At 72.3% G+C, this 23,906-nt stretch carries 25 protein-coding genes; 17 read left to right on the forward strand and 8 right to left on the reverse strand.

Annotation, left to right across the window (positions count from 1 at the left end; genetic code table 11):
• The 6 genes from Aph01nite_RS04130 to Aph01nite_RS04155 form a co-directional block, all read right to left on the reverse strand.
• Positions 1–876 (reverse strand): amidohydrolase family protein (locus Aph01nite_RS04130; RefSeq protein ID WP_204039373.1); only part of this gene is annotated, 876 nt, incomplete at its 3' end.
• The gene (locus Aph01nite_RS04135) at positions 873–1,733 is read right to left on the reverse strand and encodes an amidohydrolase family protein (RefSeq protein ID WP_204039374.1); all 861 of its coding nucleotides are present in this window, start codon (positions 1,731–1,733) and stop codon (positions 873–875) included. The genes Aph01nite_RS04130 and Aph01nite_RS04135, both read right to left, overlap by 4 nt.
• Positions 1,730–2,164 (reverse strand): lipocalin-like domain-containing protein, encoded by a 435-nt coding sequence (locus Aph01nite_RS04140; protein WP_204039375.1) that lies wholly within the window; start codon positions 2,162–2,164, stop codon positions 1,730–1,732. Before Aph01nite_RS04140 ends, Aph01nite_RS04135 begins: the two co-directional genes overlap by 4 nt.
• On the reverse strand, positions 2,161–2,907 hold the full coding sequence (locus Aph01nite_RS04145) for an HpcH/HpaI aldolase family protein (protein ID WP_204039376.1): 747 nt from the start codon (positions 2,905–2,907) through the stop codon (positions 2,161–2,163). The genes Aph01nite_RS04140 and Aph01nite_RS04145 overlap by 4 nt, the downstream gene beginning before the upstream one ends.
• Positions 2,904–3,827 (reverse strand): cupin domain-containing protein, encoded by a 924-nt coding sequence (locus tag Aph01nite_RS04150; RefSeq protein ID WP_204039377.1) that lies wholly within the window; start codon positions 3,825–3,827, stop codon positions 2,904–2,906. Before Aph01nite_RS04150 ends, Aph01nite_RS04145 begins: the two co-directional genes overlap by 4 nt.
• Before the next feature lie 14 nt (positions 3,828–3,841).
• Positions 3,842–4,735: a DUF6282 family protein gene (locus Aph01nite_RS04155; RefSeq protein ID WP_204039378.1), complete on the reverse strand. Its 894-nt coding sequence runs from the start codon at positions 4,733–4,735 to the stop codon at positions 3,842–3,844.
• Between the two features lie 111 nt (positions 4,736–4,846).
• On the opposite strand from Aph01nite_RS04155, the gene Aph01nite_RS04160 reads away from it, so the two are divergent.
• Genes Aph01nite_RS04160 through Aph01nite_RS04180 form a run of 5 tightly spaced genes read left to right on the forward strand, consistent with a single transcriptional unit; the run spans position 4,847 to position 9,772 of the window.
• On the forward strand, positions 4,847–5,641 hold the full coding sequence (locus tag Aph01nite_RS04160; protein WP_204039379.1) for a CoA-transferase subunit beta: 795 nt from the start codon (positions 4,847–4,849) through the stop codon (positions 5,639–5,641).
• On the forward strand, positions 5,638–6,498 hold the full coding sequence (locus Aph01nite_RS04165; RefSeq protein ID WP_204039380.1) for an alpha/beta fold hydrolase: 861 nt from the start codon (positions 5,638–5,640) through the stop codon (positions 6,496–6,498). Before Aph01nite_RS04160 ends, Aph01nite_RS04165 begins: the two co-directional genes overlap by 4 nt.
• Positions 6,495–7,301, forward strand: coding sequence for an alpha/beta fold hydrolase (locus Aph01nite_RS04170; protein WP_204039381.1), 807 nt, complete (start codon positions 6,495–6,497; stop codon positions 7,299–7,301). Before Aph01nite_RS04165 ends, Aph01nite_RS04170 begins: the two co-directional genes overlap by 4 nt.
• 27 nt (positions 7,302–7,328) lie before the next feature.
• Entirely contained in the window at positions 7,329–8,894 is a 1,566-nt protein-coding gene (locus tag Aph01nite_RS04175; protein WP_204039382.1) for a class I adenylate-forming enzyme family protein, read from the forward strand.
• Entirely contained in the window at positions 8,891–9,772 is an 882-nt protein-coding gene (locus Aph01nite_RS04180; RefSeq protein WP_204039383.1) for a CoA transferase subunit A, read from the forward strand. Before Aph01nite_RS04175 ends, Aph01nite_RS04180 begins: the two co-directional genes overlap by 4 nt.
• Position 9,773: 1 nt before the next feature.
• Here Aph01nite_RS04180 and Aph01nite_RS04185 read toward each other — a convergent pair whose 3' ends face one another.
• Positions 9,774–10,775 carry an aldo/keto reductase gene (locus tag Aph01nite_RS04185; protein ID WP_204039384.1) on the reverse strand — a complete coding sequence of 334 codons (1,002 nt, stop codon included), beginning with the start codon at positions 10,773–10,775 and terminating at the stop codon, positions 9,774–9,776.
• Between the two features lie 169 nt (positions 10,776–10,944).
• Between Aph01nite_RS04185 and Aph01nite_RS04190 the strand changes: the two genes are divergently transcribed.
• The 12 genes from Aph01nite_RS04190 to Aph01nite_RS04245 all read left to right on the forward strand — a co-directional run bounded on the left by Aph01nite_RS04190 (position 10,945) and on the right by Aph01nite_RS04245 (position 23,368).
• Positions 10,945–12,438 carry an aldehyde dehydrogenase family protein gene (locus Aph01nite_RS04190; RefSeq protein WP_204039385.1) on the forward strand — a complete coding sequence of 498 codons (1,494 nt, stop codon included), beginning with the start codon at positions 10,945–10,947 and terminating at the stop codon, positions 12,436–12,438.
• Between the two features lie 19 nt (positions 12,439–12,457).
• Positions 12,458–13,543: a zinc-binding dehydrogenase gene (locus tag Aph01nite_RS04195; RefSeq protein ID WP_204039386.1), complete on the forward strand. Its 1,086-nt coding sequence runs from the start codon at positions 12,458–12,460 to the stop codon at positions 13,541–13,543.
• Positions 13,544–13,633: 90 nt separating this feature from the next.
• The gene (locus Aph01nite_RS04200; RefSeq protein ID WP_204039387.1) at positions 13,634–14,134 is read left to right on the forward strand and encodes a VOC family protein; all 501 of its coding nucleotides are present in this window, start codon (positions 13,634–13,636) and stop codon (positions 14,132–14,134) included.
• Between the two features lie 46 nt (positions 14,135–14,180).
• Entirely contained in the window at positions 14,181–15,314 is a 1,134-nt protein-coding gene (locus Aph01nite_RS04205) for an alpha/beta hydrolase (protein WP_204039388.1), read from the forward strand.
• The gene (locus Aph01nite_RS04210; RefSeq protein ID WP_204039389.1) at positions 15,302–16,540 is read left to right on the forward strand and encodes an FAD-dependent oxidoreductase; all 1,239 of its coding nucleotides are present in this window, start codon (positions 15,302–15,304) and stop codon (positions 16,538–16,540) included. The genes Aph01nite_RS04205 and Aph01nite_RS04210 overlap by 13 nt, the downstream gene beginning before the upstream one ends.
• Positions 16,537–17,703 carry an acyl-CoA dehydrogenase family protein gene (locus Aph01nite_RS04215; protein ID WP_204039535.1) on the forward strand — a complete coding sequence of 389 codons (1,167 nt, stop codon included), beginning with the start codon at positions 16,537–16,539 and terminating at the stop codon, positions 17,701–17,703. The genes Aph01nite_RS04210 and Aph01nite_RS04215 overlap by 4 nt, the downstream gene beginning before the upstream one ends.
• 16 nt (positions 17,704–17,719) lie before the next feature.
• The gene (locus tag Aph01nite_RS04220) at positions 17,720–19,372 is read left to right on the forward strand and encodes an AMP-binding protein (RefSeq protein ID WP_204039390.1); all 1,653 of its coding nucleotides are present in this window, start codon (positions 17,720–17,722) and stop codon (positions 19,370–19,372) included.
• Complete coding sequence (locus Aph01nite_RS04225) at positions 19,369–19,776, forward strand: FAS1-like dehydratase domain-containing protein (RefSeq protein WP_204039391.1); 408 nt, start codon at positions 19,369–19,371, stop codon at positions 19,774–19,776. Before Aph01nite_RS04220 ends, Aph01nite_RS04225 begins: the two co-directional genes overlap by 4 nt.
• Positions 19,773–20,189 (forward strand): MaoC/PaaZ C-terminal domain-containing protein, encoded by a 417-nt coding sequence (locus tag Aph01nite_RS04230; protein ID WP_204039392.1) that lies wholly within the window; start codon positions 19,773–19,775, stop codon positions 20,187–20,189. The genes Aph01nite_RS04225 and Aph01nite_RS04230 overlap by 4 nt, the downstream gene beginning before the upstream one ends.
• Positions 20,186–21,079: an amidohydrolase family protein gene (locus tag Aph01nite_RS04235; RefSeq protein WP_275418469.1), complete on the forward strand. Its 894-nt coding sequence runs from the start codon at positions 20,186–20,188 to the stop codon at positions 21,077–21,079. Before Aph01nite_RS04230 ends, Aph01nite_RS04235 begins: the two co-directional genes overlap by 4 nt.
• Positions 21,080–21,094: 15 nt before the next feature.
• The gene (locus Aph01nite_RS04240; RefSeq protein WP_204039393.1) at positions 21,095–22,600 is read left to right on the forward strand and encodes an FAD-dependent oxidoreductase; all 1,506 of its coding nucleotides are present in this window, start codon (positions 21,095–21,097) and stop codon (positions 22,598–22,600) included.
• A 60-nt stretch (positions 22,601–22,660) separates the two neighbouring features.
• A complete protein-coding gene (locus Aph01nite_RS04245; protein ID WP_204039394.1) occupies positions 22,661–23,368 on the forward strand; it encodes an IclR family transcriptional regulator in 708 nt (235 codons plus the stop codon).
• A gap of 54 nt (positions 23,369–23,422) precedes the next feature.
• On the opposite strand, the gene Aph01nite_RS04250 is transcribed toward Aph01nite_RS04245, so the two are convergent.
• Positions 23,423–23,815, reverse strand: a complete 393-nt coding sequence (locus Aph01nite_RS04250) for a hypothetical protein (protein WP_204039395.1) — start codon at positions 23,813–23,815, stop codon at positions 23,423–23,425.
• Positions 23,816–23,906: the final 91 nt, after the last annotated feature.

Raw genomic sequence — 23,906 nt, forward strand, 5'->3', positions numbered from 1 at the left:
CTGATCGAAGTAGAACGCGAACGACGCGCGCGTGATGCGGTCGCGGATCTGCGGGTCTGGGACGGTGGTCGTGAAGGAGTCCACGGCGTCCCGGTAGGTGACCGGCTGTCGCGCGCCGATGAAAGGAGCGTCGCTGCCCCAGAACAGATGCTCCGGGCCTGCGGCGTCCAGGAGTGTTTCCGCGTACCCGGCCAGAGAGGCGGAGGAGACGCGGAACCGGTAGCCGGCTGACAGCTTTGTCCAGACGCGGCCGGTGGCCAGGGCGCGCAGGAGCGCGGTGCCGCCGGGGTTGGCGTAGCCGGTCTCGGGGTGAGGGTCGCCGAAATGGTCGACGACCACGTTCACGCGGGAGGCCAGGAGCGCGTCCAGGACCGGCGGGAGGCGCGCCGACTCGATGTTCAATTCGACGTGCCAGCCCAGTTCGGCGACCTGGCGCAGCAGCGAGCGATAGCCGGGGCCGGTCAGGTCGGGGAGGTCGGTGCGCCGGCGCCACTGGAACCGTAGGCCGACGACGCCAGCGGCTCGGAGCGCGGTCAGGTCGGGGTCCAGCCGCGGGTTTGAGCATTCGATGGGGTCAGTGCCGTGGATGGCGTCGCCAAGACGCGGCTTTGAGCGGCCGGTCAGGTCGGGGGGCGGTTCGAGGTCGATGGTGGCGCGTAGGCGGGGGTCGGAGCGGAGGGCCGTGAGGGTGTAGGTGTTTTGGTCGGCCAGGAGGCTCATGGCCGAGATGACCGCGTGGCCTACGCCGTGGGCGGTCATCATCGGGAGGAATGTCTCGGTGGTGAGGTCGTGGTCCGGGTGGGTCCAGGCGCCGGGGGACAGGGGGAGGGTGCGGTCGAAGAGGTGGACGTGGGTGTCGACCAAGGGGGTCGTCATGCGGGGGCCAGGCCGTACAGGCGGGCGGCGGTGCCGCCGAGGACGAGGGCGGCGTCCTGGGGGGTGAGGGTGGACACCGATTCGTGGGCGATTCTGATCATGTCGGGGTAGCTGACCGGGGTTTGGGTGACGTCTGAGCCCCAGAGGACTCGTGCGGCTCCGAAGCGGGAGACCAGCCAGGTGACCACGTCGGCCGGGTTCACGCCGGCGGCCGGCATGCGGGCGTAGTTGAGGGTGGTGACCTTGATGTAGACGTCGGCCAGGTCGGTCAGGGGGAGCAGTTCGGAGGCTCCCGGGTAGGGTTCCGGGCGGTCGGCTTCCACGCTGGCGACGTGGTCGAGGACGACGGGCGTGCCGGGGAAGGCGCGTACGACGCCGGGCAGGGCGCGGAGGCACTCGTCGCGGTTCCAGCGGTAGAGGTGCAGGCACATCGACAGGCCGAGGTCGGCGGCCAGGCGCCAGATGCGACGGGAAGAAGGGGACGCGAACCAGTCGGCGCCGCCGGGGCCGCCGTGCTGGTTGCCGCCGGGAGCGGTGAGGCGCATCGCGACCGCGCCGCGTCCGGCCCAGCGGCGTACCGTCGCCTCGGCGTCGGGGGCCTGGGCGTCGACGACGCACATGGCGGCCAGCCGGTCCGGATGGCGGGCGGCCGAGTCCACGACGTAGCTGTTGTCGTAGCCGAACACGTGCGCCCGCTGCACCGCGACCGCGGCGGCGAGGCCGTGCTCGTCCAGCGCGGCCAGCAGTCGTTCCGCGGTCATCGGGTCGCGGACCTCGCGGAACGGCGGGGAGACGGGGTAGGCGGGGTCGTTGACGGTCAGGTGGGCGTGGGCGTCGATCAGCATGGGGGGTTTCACCGGAGACGTTCCCAGACGAGGACGGGTGTGGGGGGATCGCCCAGACGGCGTTCCGCGCGCAGGACCAGCCAGGATTCCGTGAGGACGGCCTTGCGGACCAGGGTGACGCCGATCCAGTTGGGGTAGAGGCAGGCTTCGATGTGGTGCAGGACCAGGTCGCCGTGCCATTCGTACCGGCCGCTGTAGGCGCCGTAGCCGCGGACCGCGCCGAGGCGTTCCGCGTCGGTCGCCCAGCGCCAGTTGGGGGAGTCCAGCGGCGGCCGGTCGCCCGGCATGTACTGGACGGCCATGTAGCCGTCGGGGCCGTACAGGAGGCGGCCGAGCGGGACGTCGCCGAGGGGGCGGGCGCCGTTGCCGCCGTCGGGGCCCTCGGTTCCGTCGCTCTCCAGGTAGTAGTCGTCCAGGCGCCAGGTTCCGGTGATCGGGGTCACCGTTTCTCCTCGCGGAAGGCGTAGACCATCGTCCGGGCCGTACGGGCCAGCATGGTGGCGTCGTTGCCCATGATCACGAACTGGTGGCCGAGGGCGACCGCGCGCGCGGCGGAGGGCCCGTCCACGCAGGCCGCGCCGCAGGGTTTGCCCGCCCGCGCGGCCGCCGCCCTGGCCCGCCCGAGCAGGGCCAGCAGGTCGGGGTCGTTCGTCTCCACGCCGAGCGCGACCGACAGGTCGCCCGCGCCCAGGAAGACCGCGTCCACGCCGGGCACGGCGAGGATCTCGTCCGCCGCCGCCACCGCGGCCGGGCTCTCCAGCTGCAGGACGCAGATCGCGTCCTCGTTGCCGGTGCGCAGGTATTCGGCCCGGGGCGTGAGCCCCCACCGCCCGGCCCGGCTGGTGCTCCCGGCGCCCCGGCTCCCGAACGGCGGGAAACGCACGGCCGAGACCACCCGCCTGGCCTCCTCGGCCGAGTCCACATGGGGCGCGAGGATGCCCTTGGCCCCCGCGTCCAGCACCCGCTGGATGGTGGACGGCTGGTGGTCGGGCACCCGGACCAGGGGATCCACCCCGGACGCGGCGGCCATGGCGATCATCTGGGCGGTCAGGCCCAGGTCCAGCGGCGAGTGCTCCAGGTCGATGACCACGAAGTCGAACCCCGCGTACGCCATGATCTCGACGCTCTCGACGGTGGCCAGCTTGATCCAGGTGCCCACCCGGGGGGAGGTCATGAAGAACGTCACGCGGGCTCCCCGGGCGCCGGGTACTCGGCGGCGTTCAGCACCCACCCGGCCTTGGCCGAGAAGTCCGCGCGCGGCGGGCTGAACACGTCGATGAGCAGGTGCCGTCCCGGTCCCATGGCCTGACTGGTGTGCACGGCCGGCGGCGGGATGATCGCGGCCGACGGGCTCCCGACCCGCGCGTGGTCGTCGTCGCGCCACTGGGACAGCCGGGACGTCCACGGCGTGCGCACGTGGTGGATGTAGTCGCCGTCCACGGTCAGCGAGCACTGCTCGAAGTCGTCGTGGTGGTGCGGGGAGAGCCGGTCGGGGTCGCGCGGCCCGTCGGCGGGGTCGCCGAAGTTGACCATGAACGAGCTGGTACGGAAGATCCGGCCGAACCGGCCCGGCTCCCGGGGGTGGTCGGCGTTGCGGTACACGCGCAGCCGGTGCCCGGCGGGCGGGTCCGGCCACGGCTCCAGCAGCGCCACCCGGGGGTGCGGCTCGGCGTACGACGCGGCGTTGACGCAGCGCGCCAGCACGTCCGTGGCGCGGGCGTCGAACAGCCGGAACAGCTGCCCCTCGCCGCGCGCGGTGATCGTGCTGTCGCCCGGAGGCACGACGACCAGGCCGCTGCCGGACAACGTGACTGTCTCCACGGCATCCGTGACCTCGATGGTGGTCGTGTCGTCGGGCACGATCACGACGTACTCCTCGCGCTGCTCGGCGGCGGCGCGGCCGAGCACGTCGCCGTCGGCCAGGCGGCTGTAGACGATCGCCAGGTTCTGGCCGCGCGCGTACCAGGTGCTGCCGCCGTTCGCGGTGGTCTCCTGGGGCGGCAGGGTCAGGAACTCGAAGGTGGCCAGCTCGGCGATCGGCGCGTTCGGGTCGCCGGCCGGGCTTCCCGTGTTGAGCGCCGAGCGCGGGTCGGTCGCACTGTACATGCCGGGTCCTTTCGTCAGTCGTCGAGACCGAGGAGATAGGAGGGATTGGTCCGTACGATCCGCCGCAGGTCCTTCTCCGGCAGCCCGAGGTCCAGCAGCGCGGAGCCGACCCGGAGGAAGGAGTCCACGGGCATCGGCCGCCCCTCCTGGCCGAGGTCGGAGGCGAGCACCGTGCGCTCGGGCCCGACCTGCTCGATCCAGTCGAGCAGCTGCTCGGGCGTCCACCTCGCGTTCTTCACCTCGGGGTCGTACATGCTGGTCTCGTGCTCGATGTACGCGCCGAGCGCCAGGAACTCGCGGCACTGCGCCGGATCCGAGCCGATCACGAAGTTCGGGTGGCTCACGATGAGCCGGCGGATGCCCCGGTCCCGCGCGGCGGCGAAGACCTCCAGGATGTCGGCGGGGGCCATGTGCCCGGCGGAGAGCAGCGCCCCCGCCTCGGCGACCACGTCCAGCACCCGGCCGACCTCGGGGATCAGCGCTCCACTGGAATCGCGCACGTCCACCTGCCGCACCGAGAGCGGGATGGTCGGCTTGGGGAAGCCGCCGCCCGAGTTGTGGTGGTCGATGTGCGCGCTGGAGGAGATGGTGGGGAACCAGACGCAGCGGCCGCCCATCCGCAGGCACATCTCCACCGCGTACGGGTTGATGCCGCCGACCTGGTTGTTGAGGGCGATGCCGCCGTACACCCGGGTGCTGAGCGGGGCCAGCTGGTCCCGCATGGCCAGCAGGTCCATCACCGTGTTGTGGTGGTGGGACTTGGCCAGCAGCGCCCGCATGCCCAGCCGCTCGCCGTCCCGGGCGGCGGCCACGTGGTCGAACCGGCGCGGGAGGGGGTTGGGCCCGGAGTGGCAGTGCAGATCGACGAGCCCGTGCAGGGCGCGCTCGATCGCGGTGGGTCGGGTCATCTCGTTCCTCTTGACAGCGGCACCCGACACTTTGCAGGGTGTGTAACACATTGCGGACTTGATGTACGATAAATGCGAAATTTCATCATGGCAAGCTTCTGTGGGGGTCACGTGCCGGACACGACTTACACCTGGGCCGAGATGATGGCGATCTCCATCGCGCACGAGATGGCCGACGGCGACTTCGGTTCCGTGGGCGCCGCCTCGCACATCCCCGTCGCCGGGCTGCGGCTCGCGCAGCTCACCCACGCGCCGAACCTGTCCTTCTTCTGTGGCGGCAGCGGCGCGATGAACCCGAAGATGCGGCGGCTCACCGAGTCCTCCGCCGACTACCGCAACCTGGTGACCAGCGAGTACCAGTTCAGCCTCGACGACGTGGTGGACTTCGAGACCGCGATCAAGTTCGACTTCGCGTTCCTGGGCGGCATGCAGATCGACAAACACGGCAATCTCAACATGGCAGTGATCGGCCCGTGGGAGAAGCCCAAAGTGCGCGGACCTGGCACGATCGGGCTCATCTTCCTGGGCGGCTTCAAGACCAGCTACATCTACACCGAGCACCACTCGCCGAGGATCTTCGTCGACAAGGTGGACTTCGTCAGCGGCGCGGGCTGGCTGGACGGCGGCGACTCCCGCGGCAAGGTCTTCCGCCCCGAGTCCGACGGGCCCCGCCGGGTGTTCACCCCGCTGGGGGTGTTCGACTTCGAGCCGGAGAGCCGCCGGATGCGCCTCATCAAGGTGCACCCGTGGAGCAGCATCGAGCAGATCAAGGCGGCCACCGGATTCGAGCTGCTCATCGCCGACGACGTGACGACCGTCGAGCCGCCGACCGACGAGGAGCTGCGCCTGCTGCGCACCGAGGTCGACACCGACGGCGTGCTGCGCCGCTACCCCGCCACCGCATGAGCCACCGCATGAACGGCGTGCGGAGCCGCCGCGTCGTGGTGGACGGCTGCACCACCCACTATTTGGAGGCAGGAGACGGCCCCCCGCTCATCCTGCTCCACGGCGGCGAGTACGGCGCCGCCGCCGAGATCACCTGGGAACACTGCCTCCCGGCCCTGGCCGCGCGCCACCGGGTGCTCGCCCTGGACTTCGTCGGCTACGGCCACAGCGCCAAGCTCCGCGACTTCGGCGGCCAGCGGCGCCTGATGCTCCGCCAGGTCACCGGCGTGCTGCGCACCCTCGGCATCGACTCCGCGTCCTTCGTCGGCACCTCGCTCAGTGGCCGCATGCTGCTCGACGTGGCCAACGGCCCCGCGCCGGTCTGGCCGATCCGGCGCATGGTCGTGGCCGGGATCGGCCTGGCCGCCCCCGCCGCCGAGGCCCGCAAGGCGCTGGAGGACTTCGACGGCACCCTGGAAGGGCTGCGCCCGTCCATGGAGGTGCTCTTCCACGACCCGAGCCGGCGCGACAGCGAGGACTACCTGCGCCGCCGGTACGGCTTCGCCGCCATCCCCGGCGCGTGGGAGACCGCCGCCGCGGCGAACCTGCGCTCCCCGATCCGGCGCGGCGACAACCGCACGCACGTGCGCCCGCCCGCCCGGGACTACGGCGGCATCGCCGTACCCACCTGCCTGATCCGGGGGGAGCACGACCGGCTGGTGCCCGACGGCACCTGGCGGGAGCTGGCCGCGCAGATCCCCGGCGCGCGCACGGTCACCGTCGCCGGCAGCGGACACTACCCGCAGATCGAGCGCCCCGACGCGTTCACCGCCGCGGTGCTGGACTTCCTCGACTCGCCCGATTCGGAGGGATCATGACAGTGGCGCGTTCTCCCCGCCCGGCGCAGGCCGGATCGGGCGTGCACCTGGAGTGCGGCGGCGGCCAGGGCCCGGCGGTGGTGTTCCTGCACGGTTCCGCCGCCTCGGGCGCGGTCTGGAAACCGGTCACCCGCGCGCTCGCCCGGCGGCGTCCCGACGCCGGCTGGCTCCTCGCCGACCTGCCCGGTCACGGCCGCTCCCGCTGGCAGCTGGACTACTCCCCGGACGGCTACGCCGACGCGGTGGCCGCCGCCATCCGCGAGCACGCCGACGGACGTCCGGTGCATCTCGTCGGCCACTCCCTCGGCGCGATGGTCGCGCTCGCCCTCGCGGACGGCACCCGGGGGGTCGTCCCGGCGTCCGTCCTGGTCCTGGCCATGAAGGTGAGCTGGACCGAGACGGAGCTGACCCGCCGCGCCGCGGCCGCGACCCGGCCGATCCGCGTCCTCCCCGCCCCGGAGCAGGCCCGCGAGCTGTTCGGGCGCATCTCCGGGATGGGCGCGGGCTTCACCGAGGACGACCTGGACAGCGGGATCGCCGTCACCGAGGGCGGATACCGGCTCTCCGGCGACCCCCGGATCACCGCCGCGCCCCCGGCCACCGCCGCGGAACTGGCCGCCCTGGCCGCCCGCGCCATCTGCCCCGTACGGCTGGCCTGCGGCGACCGCGACCCCGGCATCCGGTACGGAGACCTGGCCGACACCCTCGGCCGCCCCGTCACCGTCCTGCCCGACACCGCGCACAACGCGCACATCGAGCACCCCGACCTGGTCGCCGAGCTGGTGGAACAGGCGCTCCGCTGACGCGAGCCGACGAGAACGGAAATCCTCATGCGAATCGAGACCCTGCTGCGGCAGAACGCGGTCAGGCGCGGCGACCGGCTCGCCGTCATCTGCGACGAGCGGCGGCTGACCTGGGCCGAACTCGACCACGAGAGCGACCGCCTGGCCAACGCGCTGACCGCGCTGGGGTACCGCCCCCAGGAGCGGGTGGCGCTCGTGCTGGGCAACAGCCATCCCATCGTGACCGCCTGCTACGGCCTGTGGAAGATCAACCTGGTCGTGGTCGGCATCAACCCCAAGATGACCGCGCCGGAGATCACCCGCATCCTGGCCCACTCGGGCGCGTCCGCGGTCATCTGCGACACCCCCGCCGCCGTCGAGGCGGCCGCCGCGCTGCCCGCCGTACGCGAGGTGTTCACCGTCGGCCTGGACGGCCCCGAGGGCGGCGGTCACCCGACGCTGGACCAGCTGATCGCCTCCGGCGATCCCACGCCCACCCCGGAGACCGGCAGTGGCGGCGACCTGCGCTCGCTGCGCTACACCAGCGGCACCACCGGCTCGCCGAAGGGCTGCATGGCCACCCACGACCAGCAGCTCGCCCACACCGCCAACTACCTGGCCGAGATCGACGTGCCGCGCGGCGGCCCGACCTGGCTCTCGGTGCCGCTCACCCTGGGCGTCGGCGCGTCCTACGTGACCACCACCGCCTACCTGGGCGTCCCGCTGCTGCTGCGGCGGCGCTTCGACCCCGCGGCGTTCGTCCAGGACATCGCCACGTACGGCGTCGAGCACGCCTTCCTGGTCCCGACCATGCTGGTGGACCTGGTCCGGGCGCTCCCCGGCCTGGACCTGCCCGCCGCCCGGAGCCTCAAGATGATCGGGTACGGCGGCGCGTCCATCTCCTGGAGCCTCATCCGATCCCTCACCGAGGCGCTCGGCCTGGACTTCTACCACGCCTTCGGCGCCACCGAGGCGGGCGGCTTCACGGCGCTGCTCACCCCCGACGACCACCGCAACTTCCTGGACGCCGGGGCCACCTCCATCGTCCCGGTCGGCCGCCCGGCCGCGTACGCCGACGTCAAGATCTTCGACCAGGACGACCGCGAGGTGCCCGTCCGGGAGACGGGGGAGATGCGGATCAGGGCGGCCAGCGTCTTCTCCGGCTACTGGAGCCAGCCCGAGCTGACCGGCCAGGTGCTCAAGGACGGCTGGCTGCGCCTGGGCGACATCGCCTGGCGGGACGAGCGCGGCTACATCTACCTGGCCGACCGGGCCCAGGGCGTGATCAGGTCCGGCGCCCAGAACGTGTACGCCGGCGAGGTGGAGGCGGTGCTCCAGGCCTGCCCCGGCGTCGCCAGGGCGGCGGTGGTCGGCGTGCCGCACGAACGGTTCGGCGAGTCGGTCCGGGCGCTGGTGCAGCGCGTGCCGGGCGGCGACCTGACCGAGGAGCAGGTGCTCGCCTACTGCGCCGACCGGCTGGCCGGCTACAAACGCCCCCGCGACGTGGAGTTCGTCGCCGACCTGCCGGTGGACGAGGGCGGAAAGATCAGACGATCCGAGCTGAAGCGCCTGACCGGCGCGCTGCTCGGCGAGGCGACCGAGGAGGCGCGATGACCGCGAACAAGGTGACGACCCCGGAGGAGGCGGTCGCCGGCATCCCCGACGGCGCCGTGCTCGCGCTCGGCGGGGTGCACTCGCACAACAGCCCGATGGCCCTGGTCAACGCGCTGATCCGGCGCGGCGTGCGGGACCTGGAGCTGATCCCGACCCCGAGCGCGGGCGCGCCGGTGGACATGCTCATCGCGGCCGGCTGCGTACGGCGGCTGCACGTGTCCTACGTCGGCCTGGAGTTCCTCGGCCTGGCCCCCAACTACCGCAGGGCCGCCGAGAACCAGACCATCGAGATCGTCGAAGGCGACGAGGCCTACATCGTGTACGGCTTCCGCGCCGGCGCCAGCCGCCTGCCCTTCCTGCCCCTGCCCCCGCTGTACGAGGGCACCGACCTGCCCAAGGTCAACCCGGACATCCGTACCGTGACCGACCCCTACACCGGCCGTACGGTCACCACGGTGCCCGCGCTGCGCGCGGACTACGGCCTGTTCCACGCCCAGGTCACCGACCGGAAGGGCAACGCGCAGATCTTCGGCCAGCGCCGCTTCGAGGACGTCATGGCCAAGGCCTGCGACCACGTCATCATCAGCTCGGACGAGATCCTGGACGAGTACGCCCCCGCGCCCGACCCCCGCCTGGTCTCCATCCCCGGAGCGATCGTGGACCAGGTCGCGCACGCCCCCTTCGGCGCGTACCCGCTCTCCTCCCCGGGCCACTACGGCTACGACCGGGACCGCCTGGTGGAGTACCGCGACCTGGCCGCCCAGGACCGCACCAAGGAGTATCTGGAGACGTACGTGCACTCCGTCGCCGACCATCAGGAGTTCCTGGAGAAGGTCGGCGTGAGGCGGCTGCTCGCCCTGCGCCAGACCTTCCGGTGAGTCACCAGGCGTAGGCCTCCGGCGCCGGGCCGGGCCCGGGGAAGATCTCGTCGAGCCTGGCCAGCGTCGCGTCGTCCAGCGTCACCTTGAAGGCCCGCACGGCGGCGTCGAGCTGCGCCGTCGTGCGGGGGCCGATGATGGGCGCGGTCACGCCCGGCCGTCCCAGCAGCCAGGCCATGGCCACGTCCGCGGGGTCCTCGCCCAGCTCCGCGCACAGGTCCTCGTACGCCTGGATCTCGGCGCGGTGCCGGTCCAGCTTGACCATGCGGCGGCTCCGGTGGGGCGCCATGCCGGCTCCGGGCAGTGGCGCGCCCAGCCGGTTCTCGCGTTCCTTGCGCAGGATGCCGCCGAGCAGGCCGGCGTCCAGCGGGGACCACGGCATCATGCCCACGCCGTAGTGCCGGCAGGCGGGCAGCACCTCCAGTTCGGCGGTGCGTTCCAGCAGGTTGTAGACGGTCTGCTCGCTGACCAGGCCGAGGTGGCCGCGCCGGGCCGCGATCTCCTGGCCGCCGGCGATGTGCCAGGCGGGATGGTTGGAGGAGCCCACGTAGACGATCTTGCCCTGGGCCTTAAGGATCTCCATCGCCTCCCAGATCTCCTCCCAGGGCACGCTCCGGTCGATGTGGTGCGGCTGGTAGAGGTCGATGTGGTCGGTGCCGAGCCGGCGGAGCGAGTCCTCGCAGGCGCGCCGGATGTGCAGCGCGGACAGGCCGGAGTTGTTGGGCCACTCGGCCATCCGGCCGTACAGCTTGGTGGCGAGCACGGTCTTGTCCCTGCGGCCGCCGCCGGTGGCCAGCCAGCGGCCGATGATCTGCTCGGTCAGGCCCTCGCCGAACCGCCAGCCGTACACGTTGGACGTGTCGATCACGTTGATGCCCAGCTCGTGGGCCCGATCCATGATCGCGAAGGCCTCCTCCTCGGTGGTCTGGGTGCCGAAGTTGTCGGTGCCGAGGACCAGCCGGCTGATCGTCAGACCGCTGCGGCCGAGGTTCGCGTACTCCACGGAGGCTCCCTGATCAGTTTCATTTATCGGACGATAAGTCCTATATGTAAGAGTCCGATGGTAACGTTGGCGGGGAGCCGAGGCAAAGCACGCTGCGCTCCTTTCGTAGCGGAACAGGCAGCGGACGCTCTTGGGCCCTGGCACAGAATCCGCCTGAGGAGAGCAGTCGTTGAGCACAAACCTCGCCGCGCACATCGCCACCGCCGCCCTCCCGGCGGCCCACAGTTTCGTCTCGGGCACGCTCCGCCACGGCGGCGGACGCGAGTTCACCACCGGCCATCCCGGCGACGGCTCCCCGCTGGCCGTCGTCCAGGAGGCCACCCCCGAACTGGTGGACCTGGCGGTGCGCGAGGCCGCCGCCGCCCAGCCGGCCTGGGCCGCCACCTCGCCGCACCAGCGGGCCCGCGTCCTGCGCGCCGCCGCCGACCTCGTCGAGGCCCAGTCCGTACGGCTGGCGCACCTGGTCACCCTGGACAACGGCAAGACCCTGGCCGAGGCCCACGGCGAGGTGGCGGTGGCCGCGGCCCACCTGCGCGCCGCGGCCGGCTGGGCAGCCACCCTGGAGGGGAGCACGCTGCCCATGGACGGCGGCACGCTCCGGATGGTCTTCCGGGAGCCGGTCGGCGTGGTCGCCGCCATCATCCCGTTCAACACCACACTCGTGTTCGCCGCGCAGAAGGCCGGGCCCGCGCTGGCCGCCGGCAACGCCGTCCTGCTCAAGGCGCCCGAGCTGAGCCCGCTGGCCGCCCCCGTGTTCGCCGGGCTGCTCACCGAGGCGGGCTTACCGGCAGGGCTGCTCCAGGTGCTCCAGGGCACCGGCGACACCGGCCGGCGGCTGGCCGGGCATCCCGCGGTCACCATGGTCTCCTTCACCGGCAGCACCGCCGTCGGCCGCCAGGTCATGCGCTCGGCCGCCGACGGCATGAAACGGGTCCTGCTCGAACTGGGCGGCAAGTCCGCCAACATCGTGTACGCCGACGCCGACCTGGACGCCGCCCTGCACGCCACGGTCGGCGGCATCTTCCGCAACGCCGGGCAGCGCTGCTTCTCCGGCTCCCGGCTGCTGGTCGAGGAGCCGATCGCGGAGGAGTTCACCGCCCGGGTGGTGGAGCTGGCCCGCTCGATCAGGGTGGGCCCGCCGTTCGACCCCGGCAGCCAGCTCGGCACGCTCATCTCGGCCGCCGAGGCCGAACGCGTGCACGTGATGGTCGAGGAGGCCGTCGGCCAGGGCGCCAAGGTGCTGACCGGCGGCGACCGCCCGCCGGGGCTGCACCCGGACGGCGCGTTCTACGCCCCCACCGTGCTGGAGATCCCGGGGAGCCCGCCCGACATCGTCTACCAGGAGGTGTTCGGCCCGGTCCTGACGGTCCAGCGGTTCGGCGGCGCGGAACAGGCGGTCGCGCTGGCCAACGACTCGCCGTTCGGCCTGGTCGGGGGCTGCTGGACGCGCGACCTGGACCGGGCGCTGACCACCGCCCGGCAGGTCAGGTCCGGATATTTCTGGATCAACTCCTACGGCGCGCTGGCGCTGGACGCGCCCATCGGCGGCGTCGGCCTGTCCGGCGTCGGCCGGGAGCTGGGCCGCGTCGGCCACGAGGCCTACACCGAGACCAAGTCCGTGATCATCGACACCGCCTCGGCCGCCGCGCCGCGCTGGTTCTGACCCATGAACAGGAGACGCCATGCCCGCCTACTACCGAGGCGCCGTCGCCAGGACCGCGCACGGGCCCCTGCGCATCGAGGACATCCCGGCCCGCGATCCGGCGGGCGACGAGGTGCTGATCGAGGTGACCGCCTGCGGCCTGTGCCACAGCGACGTGCACTTCATGCACGGCACGTCGGGCACCGACTTTCCGTACCTGGTGGGGCACGAGGTGGCCGGGCGGGTGGCGGGGCTCGGGCCGGACGCCACGGGCCTGCGCGTCGGCGACAGCGTGGTGGTCGCGCCGATGGTGGCGTGCGGGCGGTGCCGGCAGTGCGCGGCGGGCCGCCCCCAGGGATGCCCCGACCGGCTGCCGAGACGGCCGAAGGTGCCCCTGGGCGACGGCGTGGAGGCGACCGCCGTGCTGGGGGTGGGCGGGCTCGCCGAGCGGGTCGTCGTGCCGGCCCGGCAGGCCGTGGCGATCGACCCCCGGGTTCCCTCGCGGGTCGCGGCGCTGCTCGGGTGCGGCGTGCCGAGCGGGTTCGGGGCCGCCGTGAACACCGCGGCGGTCGGCCCGGCCGACGACGTGGTGGTGATCGGCTGCGGCGGGGTGGGCGTCGCGGCCGTCGCCGGGGCGGCCTACGCGGGCGCGCGGCGCATCATCGGCGTGGACGTCAACCCGGCCAAGCTCGAAGCGGCCCTGCGGTTCGGCGCCACCCACGTGGTGGACGCCTCCCGGGAGGAGACCGTGGCCCGGGTGAAGGAGCTGACCGACGGCCGGGGCGCCGACGTGGTGCTCGACGCGGTCGGCGGCCCCGGCTCCTTCGGCACCGCCGACGAGCTGCGCGGACCCGGCTCCCGGCTGGTGGTGGTGGGCGCGCCCCGGCAGGGCGACTCCGTCGAACTGCCCCTGCGCCGCCTCTTCCTGACCGGCGGCTCCATCCGCGTCTCGATCTGGGGCGACTGCGTGGCCGCCCGCGACCTGCCCCTGCTGGCCGAGCTGTTCCTGGCCGGGAAGCTCCCGCTGGAGGAGTACGTGAGCGGCGCCTACCCGCTCGACGACGCCCAGGCGGGCTACGACCGGCTGATCGCCGGGGACGCCCTGCGCGGCGTCGTGGTGCTGTGACGCGGTTGACAGATCGGTACGAACCACCACACAATCAAAAACATATTTCGGACGACTTGTCCGATAAATGAACAAGATCGAGGAGTGATGATGGCGACAGCCGCTCTGCGCGCCCCGCGCTCGCTCAACCACATCGCCTACCCGACCTGGAACTCGCAGGTCACGCACGACTTCTACACCGAGGTGCTGAAGTGCGAGTTCCTGACCGCGATCCAGCTGGACGTGGTGCCGTCCAGCGGTGCGCGCACGCCGTACCTGCACACGTTCTTCGGCCTGAGCGACGGGAGCGCCATCGCCTTCTTCGAGGTGGAGGGGCTGCCGAACCCGGGGCCGGACGCGGTGCCGTCGTGGATCCGGCACATCGCGCTCAACGTGGACTCGATGGAGGAGCTCCACGCCTGGCAGGCGCACTTCACCGCCAAGGGCGTGGAGAGCGTCGGCGTCGTCGACCACGACGGGGTGTGGGAGTCGCTCTACATCTTCGACCCCAACGGCGTGCGGATCGAGCTGACCTTCCAGGCCCGCCCGCTCACCGAGGACGACGCCCGCGAGGGCGTGGAAACCCTGCGGAAGTGGAACGCGCGCGAGTAGCGCCCGGACCCCGTCCCGTTCGTGTACCGACCTTCAGGAGCCGCCCGTGCTGACCCGCGAACTACTTCCCGTACCGATGACGCCGGGCGGGCGCCTCGACATCAACTCGGGCGTCGCCCGGCTGAGCGGGAAGATCTGGGCCACCCTCTGGAAGGACGACCGGCGCCCGGCCGGCACCGCGGTGCTGATCGTGCACCCGTCCTCCAACTTCATCGGCCACTACGCGCTGGAGGAGCTGGCGTCCCGGGGGGTGGCCGCCGTCGGCCTGGCCACCCGGTACGTCGGCAACGACTCCGCGCTGATCATGGAGAACTGCGTCCTGGACGTGGGCGCGACAATCCGCCACCTGCGTGAACTGGGATACGACCGGATCGTCCTGGTGGGCAACTCCGGCGGCGGCGGCCTGGCCGCGCTGTACCAGGCGCAGGCCGAGACGCCCACCATCACCCACACGCCCGCCGGCGATCCGCTGGACCTGACCGCCGCCGGCCTGATCCCCGCCGACCGGGTCGTCATGGCCATGGCCCACCCGGGCCGCGCGGTGGTCTACACCGAAGGGCTCGACCCGGCCGTCAAGGACGAGCACCGGCCGTTCGACCGGGACCCGGAACTCGACATGTTCGACCCCGCCAACGGGCCGGCGTACAGCCCCGAGTTCGTGGCCCGCTACCGGCACGGCCAGCTCGACCGCAACCGCCGCATCACCGACTGGGCCCTGACGACGATCGGGGAGCTGCGCGACCGCGCGGCCGGGGGAGCGGGCCCCGACGACCTGCCCTTCGTCGTGCACGGCACCGCCGCCGACCCGCGCTTCCTGGACCTGGCCCTGGACCCCTCCGACCGGGTCGCCGGCACCCTGTGGGGCAGCCCGTGGGTGGCCAACTTCCAGCCCGCCTCGCTCGGCCACCTGACCAGCCTGCGCTCCTGGCTCAGCCAGTGGAGCTACGACCACAGCCGGGCCAACGCCTACCGGGAGCTGCCCGGCGTGAAGGCCCCCGTCATGGTCGTGTACGGCTCCGCCGACTGCGCCGCCTTCCCCAGCCACGCCCGCGGCATGTACGACGCCGTCACCCACGACCAGCGCGAACTGGTCGAGATCAAGGGCGCGGACCACTACTTCCAGGGCCGCCCCGACCTGGCCGCCGCCATGTGCGACCACATCGTCGAATGGGCCGGGTGATGGGCGTGCTCGACGTCGCCGTGGTGGGCGCCGGGCCGGTCGGGCTCACCGCCGCGCTGGCGCTGGCCGGGCGGGGGATCGCGGTCACCGTCTTCGAGGAGGACGCGCTGCTCAGCACCGAGTGGCGGGCCTCCACCTTCCACCCGCCGACCCTGGAGATCGCCTGCGACCTCGGCATCGCCGACGCCATGCTGGCCGAGGGGCTGATCGCGCGGACGTACCAGATCAGGGACCGGCGGGACGGGCTGATCGCCGAGTTCGACTTCGGCCTGCTGGCCGACGAGACCGACTACCCGTTCCGGCTCCAGCTGGAGCAGTACAAGTACACCCAGATCATCAGCGACATGCTGGGCGGCAGGCACCCGGAGGTCGGGGTGCGGATGGGCGAGGGCATCACGGGCGTCGCCCAGCACGCCGACGCCGCGGTGCTCACCACCGCCTCCGGGGAGCGGGTCGAGGCCCGCTGGGTGCTGGCCGCCGACGGCGCGCGCAGCACCGTCAGGAAGGCCCTGGGCACCAGCTTCGACGGCCTCACCTACGACCACCGCTACCTGGTGCTGAGCATCGACTACCCGGTTGAGACCCTGCTGCCGGGCATCTGCGCCGTCAATTACATCGCCGACCCCGACGAGCACCTGCTCATCCTGCGGACCCCGGACGTCTGGCGGGTCGTCGTCGCCGTACGGCCCGAGCTGCGCGCGGACGAGGTGCTCACCGACGCGTACGTGGCCGGGCGGCTGCGCGGCCTGTTCGGCGACCACCCGGAGCTGCCACTGCGGGAACGGAAGATCTACTCCGTGCACCAGCGGGTGGCCGGCAACTTCCGGCAGGACCGGGTGCTGTTGCTCGGCGACGCCGCGCACGTCAACAGCCCGATGGGCGGCATGGGCCTCAACGGCGGCATCCACGACGCGTTCGACCTGTCCGTCCAGCTCGGCAAGGTGCTGCTGGACGGGGCGGGGCCGGAGGTGCTGGACGCCTGGGCGCACCGCCGCCGCAAGGCCGCGATCGAGGCGGTGCAGGAGCTCACCCACCGCACCACCACCGAGATGGCCGAGCAGGACGAGGCCGAGCGGCTCGGCTACCGGCGGCGCATGTCGGAGATCGCGGGCGACCCGGCGCTGGCCAAGGCGTGGATGCTGGACGCCGCGATGATCTCCAACGTGCGCGCCCACGGCCTGCCGCCCCGCCCGGCCGGGCGCGGGCCCGGAGCCGGAGCGAACTGATGGACTTCCAGCTCACCGACGAGCAGCGCGACATCCGCGACACCGCCCGCGCTTTCGTCACCAAGGAACTGATGCCGCTGGAGGAGGCGTTCCTGCGGTCCGGGGCGGCCCGGCTGCCCCGCGCCCAGGAACGCGCCCTCCAGGACAAGGCCCGCTCGTTCGGCTTCTGGGGGATGAGCACCCCGGAGGAGTACGGCGGCATGGCGCTGCCCGCCCTCACCCAGTCCCTCATCCACATCGAACTGGCCAGGACCTGCCTGCCCTTCCGCTTCGGCGGCGAGGCCGACAACATCCTGTACGGCGCGGACGCCGCCCAGCAGGACGAATACCTGAAACCGACCATCGAGGGCCGCCGGCTCGGCTGCTTCGCGCTGACCGAACCCGGCGCGGGCTCCGACGTCTCGGCGATCCGCACCACCGCCCGGCGGGACGGCGCCGAGTGGGTGATCAACGGCCAGAAGACCTTCATCAGCAACGGCGACGAGGCCGACTACGCGATCGTCATCGCGGTCACCGACCCAGGAAACGACGCCCGCAAGGGCTCGACCGCGTTCCTGGTGGACCGCGACGCCGGGTGGACGTCCGCCCCGATCAGGACCATGGGCAGCTGGCACCAGCCGGCCACGCTCTTCTTCGACCAGGTCAGGGTGCCGGCCGCCAAGGTGCTCGGCGACGTGGGCGCCGGGTTCGACCTGGCCAAGCGCTGGATCGGCAGGGGCCGGCACGTGATCTCCGCGAACTGCGTCGGCATCGCGGAACGCTGCCTGCGGCTGGCGGTCGACTACGCCAACCTGCGCGAGACCTTCGGCCGCAGGATCGGCGAGAACCAGGCCGTGCAGTGGATGATCGCCGACTCGGAGACCGAGCTGGAGGCGGCCCGCTGGCTCGCCCTGCGCGCTGCGTGGGACGTCGACCGCGGCGCCGACGCGCGGCACTCCGTCGCGATGGCCAAACTCTTCTGCTGCCAGATGGTAGGCCGGGTTGTCGACCGGGCCCTCCAGATCCACGGTGGCATGGGTTACACGAAGGAACTCCCGCTGGAGGGGTGGTATCGCGCCGTCCGCGCGATGCGGATCTACGAGGGGACGGATGAGGTCCAGAGGCTCATCCTCTCGCGAGACCTGTTGCGTGGGTTCACCCGGATAGGAGCTCACCTTGCCTGAGAACGTGGAGCCACTGATGACCGAACCACAGATGAGCGTGGCCGCCGCGTTGCGCGCGGCGGCGCTGGCGGCCAGCGACCGCCCCGCCATGATCCAGGGCGACCTGCGGCGGGGGTACCGCGAGCTGGAGGCCCGCGCCGAGCGGCTCGCCGCGGCGCTCGCCGCGCGGGGCGTAGGCCCCGGCTCGACCGTGGCCATCGCCCTCTTCAACTCCTTCGAGTACGTGGAGACCGTCTACGCCGCGTTCAAGCTCGGCGCCCAGCCGGTCAACGTCAACTACCGCTACCGCGAGCGGGAACTGCGGTACGTGCTGGAGTACACGGACGCGGCGGCGCTCGTCTACGACGTGAGCCTGGCCGACCGGATCCGCGGCGTCCTGCCCGACCTGGCCGCGCCGGTCGCCCTGTTCGAGGTGGGCGGCGACGCGGAGGCGTCGTTACCGGAGGCGCTGCCCTTCGAGCCGGCCGCCACCGAGACCGGCGCCGGGGTTCCCCGGGACGGCGAGGACTCCCCGCACGGGATCATCCTGCTCACCGGCGGCACGACCGGCACGCCCAAGGGAGTGATCTGGGACCGTGACGGGCTGCTCGGGATCTTCACGTCGATCTTCCGCCAGCACGACCTGCCCACTCCCCGCACTCCGGCGGAGGTCGACAAGGCCGTCCGCGCGCTGCAGGAGAACGACCAGGTCCCCGTGGTGCTGCCGATGTCGCCCCTGATGCACGGGACGGGCTTCTTCAACTCGATGCGCACCCTGATGGGCGGGGGCACGCTCTGCTTCTGCGCCTCCCGCTCGCTGGACGCCGACGAGGTGTGGCAGACCGTGGAACGCCACGCGGTGACCGAGATGGTCATCGTCGGCGACGCCTTCGGCCGCCCGCTGGTGGCGGCGCTGGAGGCGGCCGAGCGCGCGGAACGCCCGTACGACCTGCGGAGCCTGCGGCGGATGACCAGCTCAGGGGTGCTGTGGAGCGCGGAGGTGAAACGGGAGCTCCTGCGCCGGGGCCGGGAGCTGACGCTGGTCGACAACATCTCCGCGTCGGAGGGCGGGCCGTTCGGCCTGGCGGAGGTGCGTTCCGTGGCCGACGTGGCCGACGGGCGCTTCTCGCTGGCCTCGGTGGCCCGGGTGCTGGACGAGCACGACCAGGACATCGAGCCGGGCACCGGCCAGGTGGGCGTGCTGGCCAGCGCGGGACCGCAGCCGGTCGGCTACCTGCACGACCCGGAGCGCACGGCCAGGATCTGGCGGACCATCGACGGCGTGCGCTACGCCGTGCCGGGCGACCTGGCCTCGCTGGACGCGGACGGGCGGCTCATCCTGCTGGGGCGCGGCGACGGCGTCGTCAACACCGGCGGGGAGAAGGTCTTCCCCGAGGAGGTCGAGCAGGCGCTGATCACGCACCCGGCCGTGGACGACGCGATCGTGGTCGGCATCCCCGACCCGCGCTGGGGCCAGATCGTGACCGCCGTGGTCTCCCCGGAGGGCGCGCTGGACGAGGTGCCGGACGACGAGCTGATCCAGCACGTACGGGATCGGCTGGCCGCGTACAAGAGCCCGCGCCGGATCATCCGGGTGGACGTGGTCCCCCGTACGCCGGCGGGCAAGGCCAACCGCGCGCTCGCCCGGCAGTTGGTCACCGACCACACCCCGACAGAGGAGACAGCGTGACACCGTTCCCGATCGAGCGAGGCCACGTGCTGGCGTTCGCCCGGGCGCTGGGCGAGGACACGGACGCCGTGCCGCCCACCTTCCCCATCGCGTTCGCCCAGTTCGACCCGGACTGGCCGCTGCGCATGGAGCCGGGGCGGCCGTGGCACGGCTCCGGCGCGGAACCGGGCGCGGCCGGGCAGGGCTCGGGCGGGCTCCACGCGGAGCAGGAGTTCGAGTACTTCCGGCCCATCCGGGTGGGGGAGACGCTGTCCGCGCGGCGCAGCGACGGCCGTACGTGGGAGAAGGCGGGCAGCCGGGGTGTGCTGCACTTCGCCGAACGGCACATCGAGTTCTACGACGAGGACGGGAAGCTGGTCGCCCGCTCGACGACCGTGTCGGTGCGGGTGGAGGCGGCGTCATGACCCAGGTGGGAACCGAGATCACCCGGGTCATGGTCACCGACCTGAAGCGCACCCAGATCGTCATGTACGCCGGCGCCTCCGGCGACTACAACCCCCTGCACACCGACGAGCCGTACGCGACGAAGATCGCCGGCAACCCCACGGTGATGGCGCACGGCATGATCACCATGGGCCTGGCCGGGCGGGTGCTGACCGACTGGTTCGGGCACGAGAACATCCTCCGCTACCGGGCCAGGTTCAAGGCCCCGGTCTGGCCGGGCGACACCATCACGGTGACCGCCAAGGTGACCGGCCTGGCCGAGGTGGACGGCGCGCGGCACGCCGAGCTGACCCTGTCGGCGGTCAACGCGGTCGGCGCCGAGGTGCTCAGCGGCACCGCCACCGCCCGCGTCCCGGACGGAGCGGCCGGATGAGCGGCGAGGCTGTGGGCGTGCCCATGGACGTGGCCGCGCTGGAGGCGATCGACGTGCACACCCACGTGCACGCGTCGGTCCTGGACGAGCCGGGCGGCGACGGCGACGGCTTCGCCGCCATGGCCGACTACTTCAAGGCGGGCCAGGTCACCCGGTTCACGATCCCGATGATGGCCGACTACTACCGGCAGCGGCGCATGGCCGCGGTGGTCTTCACCGTGGACACCATGCACGTCAGCGGGCGCGAGCAGAAGCCGTCCAACGAGGAGATCGCCGAGCAGGCGGCCCTCCATGCCGACGTGCTGATCCCGTTCGCCAGCATCGACCCCCACCGGGGCGCGGCCGGCGCCAGGGCCGCCCGCCGCCTGATCGAGCGGTACGGCGTGCGCGGCTTCAAGTTCCACCCCACGTCGCAGGCGTTCTACCCGAACGACCGCATGGCGTACCCGCTGTACGAGGTGATCGCCGAGCACGGCCTGACGGCGCTGTTCCACACCGGCCAGACCGGCGCGGGCGCGGGCACCCCGGGCGGCGGCGGGCTGCGCCTGAAGTACTCCAACCCGATGCACGTGGACGACGTGGCGGCCGACTTCCCCGACCTGCAGATCATCCTGGCCCACCCGTCCTTCCCCTGGCAGGACGAGGCGCTGGCGGTCGCCCTGCACAAGCCGAAGGTGCACATCGACCTGTCCGGCTGGTCGCCCAAGTACTTCCCGCCGCTGCTGGTGCAGTACGCCAACACGCTGCTGAAGGACAAGGTGCTGTTCGGCTCCGACTTCCCGATGATCACGCCGGAGCGGTGGCTGGCCGACTTCGGCAAGCTGGAGATCCGCGACGAGGTCCGCCCGAAGATCCTCAAAGAGAACGCGGCCCGCCTGCTCGGCCTCTGATTCCCAGGAGTTCACATGTACCACGCGGGGCCGTACGACCGGATCGTCGACGTCGTCGTGCTCGGGTTCGGCGACGCCGGCGCGGTCGCCGCCGTCACCGCGCACGACGAGGGCGCCGAGGTCCTCGTCATCGAGAAGCAGCAGGCCCGCGGCCACCGGCCCAACAGCAGGTACGCCGCGGGCTTCTTCCTGGTGCCCACGGACGTCGAGCGCGCCATCGAGTACCTGACCGCGCTCTACGCCGTCAACGGCGAGACCGTCGACCCCGGCCTGATCCGCGCGTGGGCCGCCGAGACCGCCGCCAACCCGGCCTGGCTGGACCGCCACGGCTGCGGCTACACCGACACGGGCATCCTCGGCGAACACCACACCGTGCCCGCCCACGACGCCATCACCGTCTACAAGGCCAAACCGGGCCCCCATCCGGACGGCTACACCGGCTGCCCCATGCACGGCTTCCTGCGCACCCTCGTCGACGACCGCGGCCTCGAGGTCCAGTACGGCACCGCCGCCCGCTGGCTCCTCACCGACGAACGCGGCGCGGTCACGGGCGTCCGCGTCGAACGCGACGGCCGCACCGAAGACGTCGGCGTGCGGCGGGGCGTGGTGCTCGCCGTGGGCGGCTTCGAGGCGAGCGCACGCCTGAAGACGCAGCACCTGCCGCTCACCCCCGTGCACTTCTACGGCACCCGGCACAACACCGGCGACGGCGTCGCCATGGCCGTGGAGGCGGGCGCCGAACTCTGGCACATGAACGTCTGGCCGGGCCACTTCGTGGCCCACTTCCCCGGCAGCGGGTACGACGGGGGCGTCGCCATCGACCTGTGGGGCTCCGGCAGGTTCGCCCCGCCGGCCGACCGGCGCCCACCGGGTTCGATCTTCGTGGACGGCTCCGCGCGCCGGTTCCTCGCCGAGCCGGGCCCGCAGCACGCGGCCCACCTGGAACTGCTCGGCATGGACGCGGCCCGGCTGACCCGTCCCCGCGTACCCACCTGGTGGATCTTCGACCAGGAGAGGTTCGACGCGGCCACGCTCGTCCCGACCTACTCCGGTCCCGCGGGACCGGTCGGCGACCTCGCCTGGAGCGCGGACAACACCGAGGAGCTGAGCCGCGGCTGGATCCTGTTCGCGGACTCGGCGGGCGAGCTGGCGAAGCTCTGCGGCCTGGACCCGGAGACCCTGGAGAGCACGATCGCCGGGTACAACGCCTGCTGCGCGGCCGGGACGGACGCCGAGTTCGGCCGCGACCCGGCCACCCTGACCCCGATCGACGGGCCGCGCTACTACGCGCTGCCCCTGTGGCCGGGCGGCTCCCACACGGTGGGCGGCCCGCGCCGGGACGCCCGGAGCCGGGTGATCTCCGTGCGCGGGGGTTTCGTGGAAAACCTCTACTCCGCCGGTGAGCTAGGATCTTTGCACGGATTGCTCTATCCGGCCGGTGGAGGAAGCATCGCGGAATGCCTCGCGTTCGGCCGGATCGCGGGGCGCAACGCCGCGGCCGGCAGGATCATCGGGGGATGATCCGGATGCGGCGAATCGGGGCGCGCAGGTGGACACCGACAGCGGTTGGGGTGACTTCGTTTGGGCGCAGGTGATCACGCCACCGAGGGCGCGGCGCCGGTCAGCGGTTCGCAGACTCTGGACCGGGGTCTGAAACTGCTCGAACTGCTCGCCTCCGAGGACCGGGACATGACGGTGGCCGAACTGGCCGCCTCCCTGGGCATGCACCGGCAGGCCGTCTACCGGCTGCTGACCACCCTGCGCTCCCACCGCCTGGCCGCCGAGGGCAGCTCGGGCCGCTACCGGCTGGGCCTGGGCGTGATCCAGCTGGCCCGCCAGGCCAATCCCCACCTGCGCCGCGCGGTCCTGCCCCACCTGCGCACCCTGGCGGAGGAGCTCGGCGTCACCGCCCAGTGCGTGGTCGCCGAGGGCGACGACGCGGTGGTGCTCGCCGTGGTCGAGCCCTCCGACGCGGTCTTCCACCTCTCCCAGCGCAGCGGCGCCCGCCACGCGCTGGCCCAGGGCGCGAGCGGCATCGCCATCATGATGTCCCGCGATCCACAGCCGAGGGACTCCGAGGCCGTGATCGAGGCCAGGTCCCGCGGCTACGCCGTCTCCCGCGGCACCCTGACCCCGGGCGCGGTCGGCATCGCCGTCCCGCTCTACGCCTCCGAGGGCGACGCGATGGACGCCAGCCTGGGCATCGTCTCCATGATCGACCTCGACGTGGAGCGTACGGCCAGCCGCCTGATCGCCGCCGCCGACGAGATCACCGCCACCGAGCTCTGACGCCCGGACGGCGTCCCGGACCCCGTCCGGGACGCCGTCCGCGCCGTCACGGCATCAGGTGAAGTTGCGCAGGCGGATCGACAGCACGCAGTTGTTGGAGTTCGCCTCCAGCCGGTGGTTGTGGCCGATCGCGAGGTCGTACACCTTGAACGTGGTGGAGCTGCTCAGGAGGTACTTGGTGCCGCCGCCCTCCCAGGACCAGTTGTTGTTGAGGTCGTACAGGTCCCAGCGCACGTGACAGACCGCCGAGCCGGTGGGGTTGAGCCTGACTTCGAGCCACCCCTCCGAGCTGTGCGGCTCCAGACCTCCCGTGCCGCACGAAATCACCGGGGGCGTGCTGCAGGTGCGGGTGCCGTACGGCTCCGCCGCGGCCGGGCCGGCCGCCAGGGACACCCCCAGGAGTGCCGTCAGCATGGCGCCCGCCAGCTTCAGCCCACGTGTTCTCATCTTGCCTCCTCGTCGTTGGAGCAACGGGCTGATCGTGGGATTCGCCGGTATAGAAACGGTATAGACGCCCCTGAAACGACCCTGACAGGGC

The sequence above is a fragment of the Acrocarpospora phusangensis genome (assembly GCF_016862995.1).
GTDB classification, from domain to species: Bacteria; Actinomycetota; Actinomycetes; order Streptosporangiales; family Streptosporangiaceae; genus Acrocarpospora; species Acrocarpospora phusangensis.

Excerpts from the sequence above, each read along its gene's own strand:
- Aph01nite_RS04240 (WP_204039393.1), top strand. The coding sequence starts at position 21,095 with ATGTACCACGCGGGGCCGTACGACCGGATCGTCGACGTCGTCGTGCTC.
- Aph01nite_RS04155 (WP_204039378.1), bottom strand. The coding sequence starts at position 4,735 with ATGACCCGACCCACCGCGATCGAGCGCGCCCTGCACGGGCTCGTCGAT.
- Aph01nite_RS04170 (WP_204039381.1), top strand. The coding sequence starts at position 6,495 with ATGACAGTGGCGCGTTCTCCCCGCCCGGCGCAGGCCGGATCGGGCGTG.
- Aph01nite_RS04235 (WP_275418469.1), top strand. The coding sequence starts at position 20,186 with ATGAGCGGCGAGGCTGTGGGCGTGCCCATGGACGTGGCCGCGCTGGAG.
- Aph01nite_RS04180 (WP_204039383.1), top strand. The coding sequence starts at position 8,891 with ATGACCGCGAACAAGGTGACGACCCCGGAGGAGGCGGTCGCCGGCATC.
- Aph01nite_RS04175 (WP_204039382.1), top strand. The coding sequence starts at position 7,329 with ATGCGAATCGAGACCCTGCTGCGGCAGAACGCGGTCAGGCGCGGCGAC.
- Aph01nite_RS04200 (WP_204039387.1), top strand. The coding sequence starts at position 13,634 with ATGGCGACAGCCGCTCTGCGCGCCCCGCGCTCGCTCAACCACATCGCC.
- Aph01nite_RS04150 (WP_204039377.1), bottom strand. The coding sequence starts at position 3,827 with ATGTACAGTGCGACCGACCCGCGCTCGGCGCTCAACACGGGAAGCCCG.
- Aph01nite_RS04250 (WP_204039395.1), bottom strand. The coding sequence starts at position 23,815 with ATGAGAACACGTGGGCTGAAGCTGGCGGGCGCCATGCTGACGGCACTC.
- Aph01nite_RS04220 (WP_204039390.1), top strand. The coding sequence starts at position 17,720 with ATGACCGAACCACAGATGAGCGTGGCCGCCGCGTTGCGCGCGGCGGCG.
- Aph01nite_RS04195 (WP_204039386.1), top strand. The coding sequence starts at position 12,458 with ATGCCCGCCTACTACCGAGGCGCCGTCGCCAGGACCGCGCACGGGCCC.
- Aph01nite_RS04230 (WP_204039392.1), top strand. The coding sequence starts at position 19,773 with ATGACCCAGGTGGGAACCGAGATCACCCGGGTCATGGTCACCGACCTG.
- Aph01nite_RS04165 (WP_204039380.1), top strand. The coding sequence starts at position 5,638 with ATGAGCCACCGCATGAACGGCGTGCGGAGCCGCCGCGTCGTGGTGGAC.
- Aph01nite_RS04210 (WP_204039389.1), top strand. The coding sequence starts at position 15,302 with ATGGGCCGGGTGATGGGCGTGCTCGACGTCGCCGTGGTGGGCGCCGGG.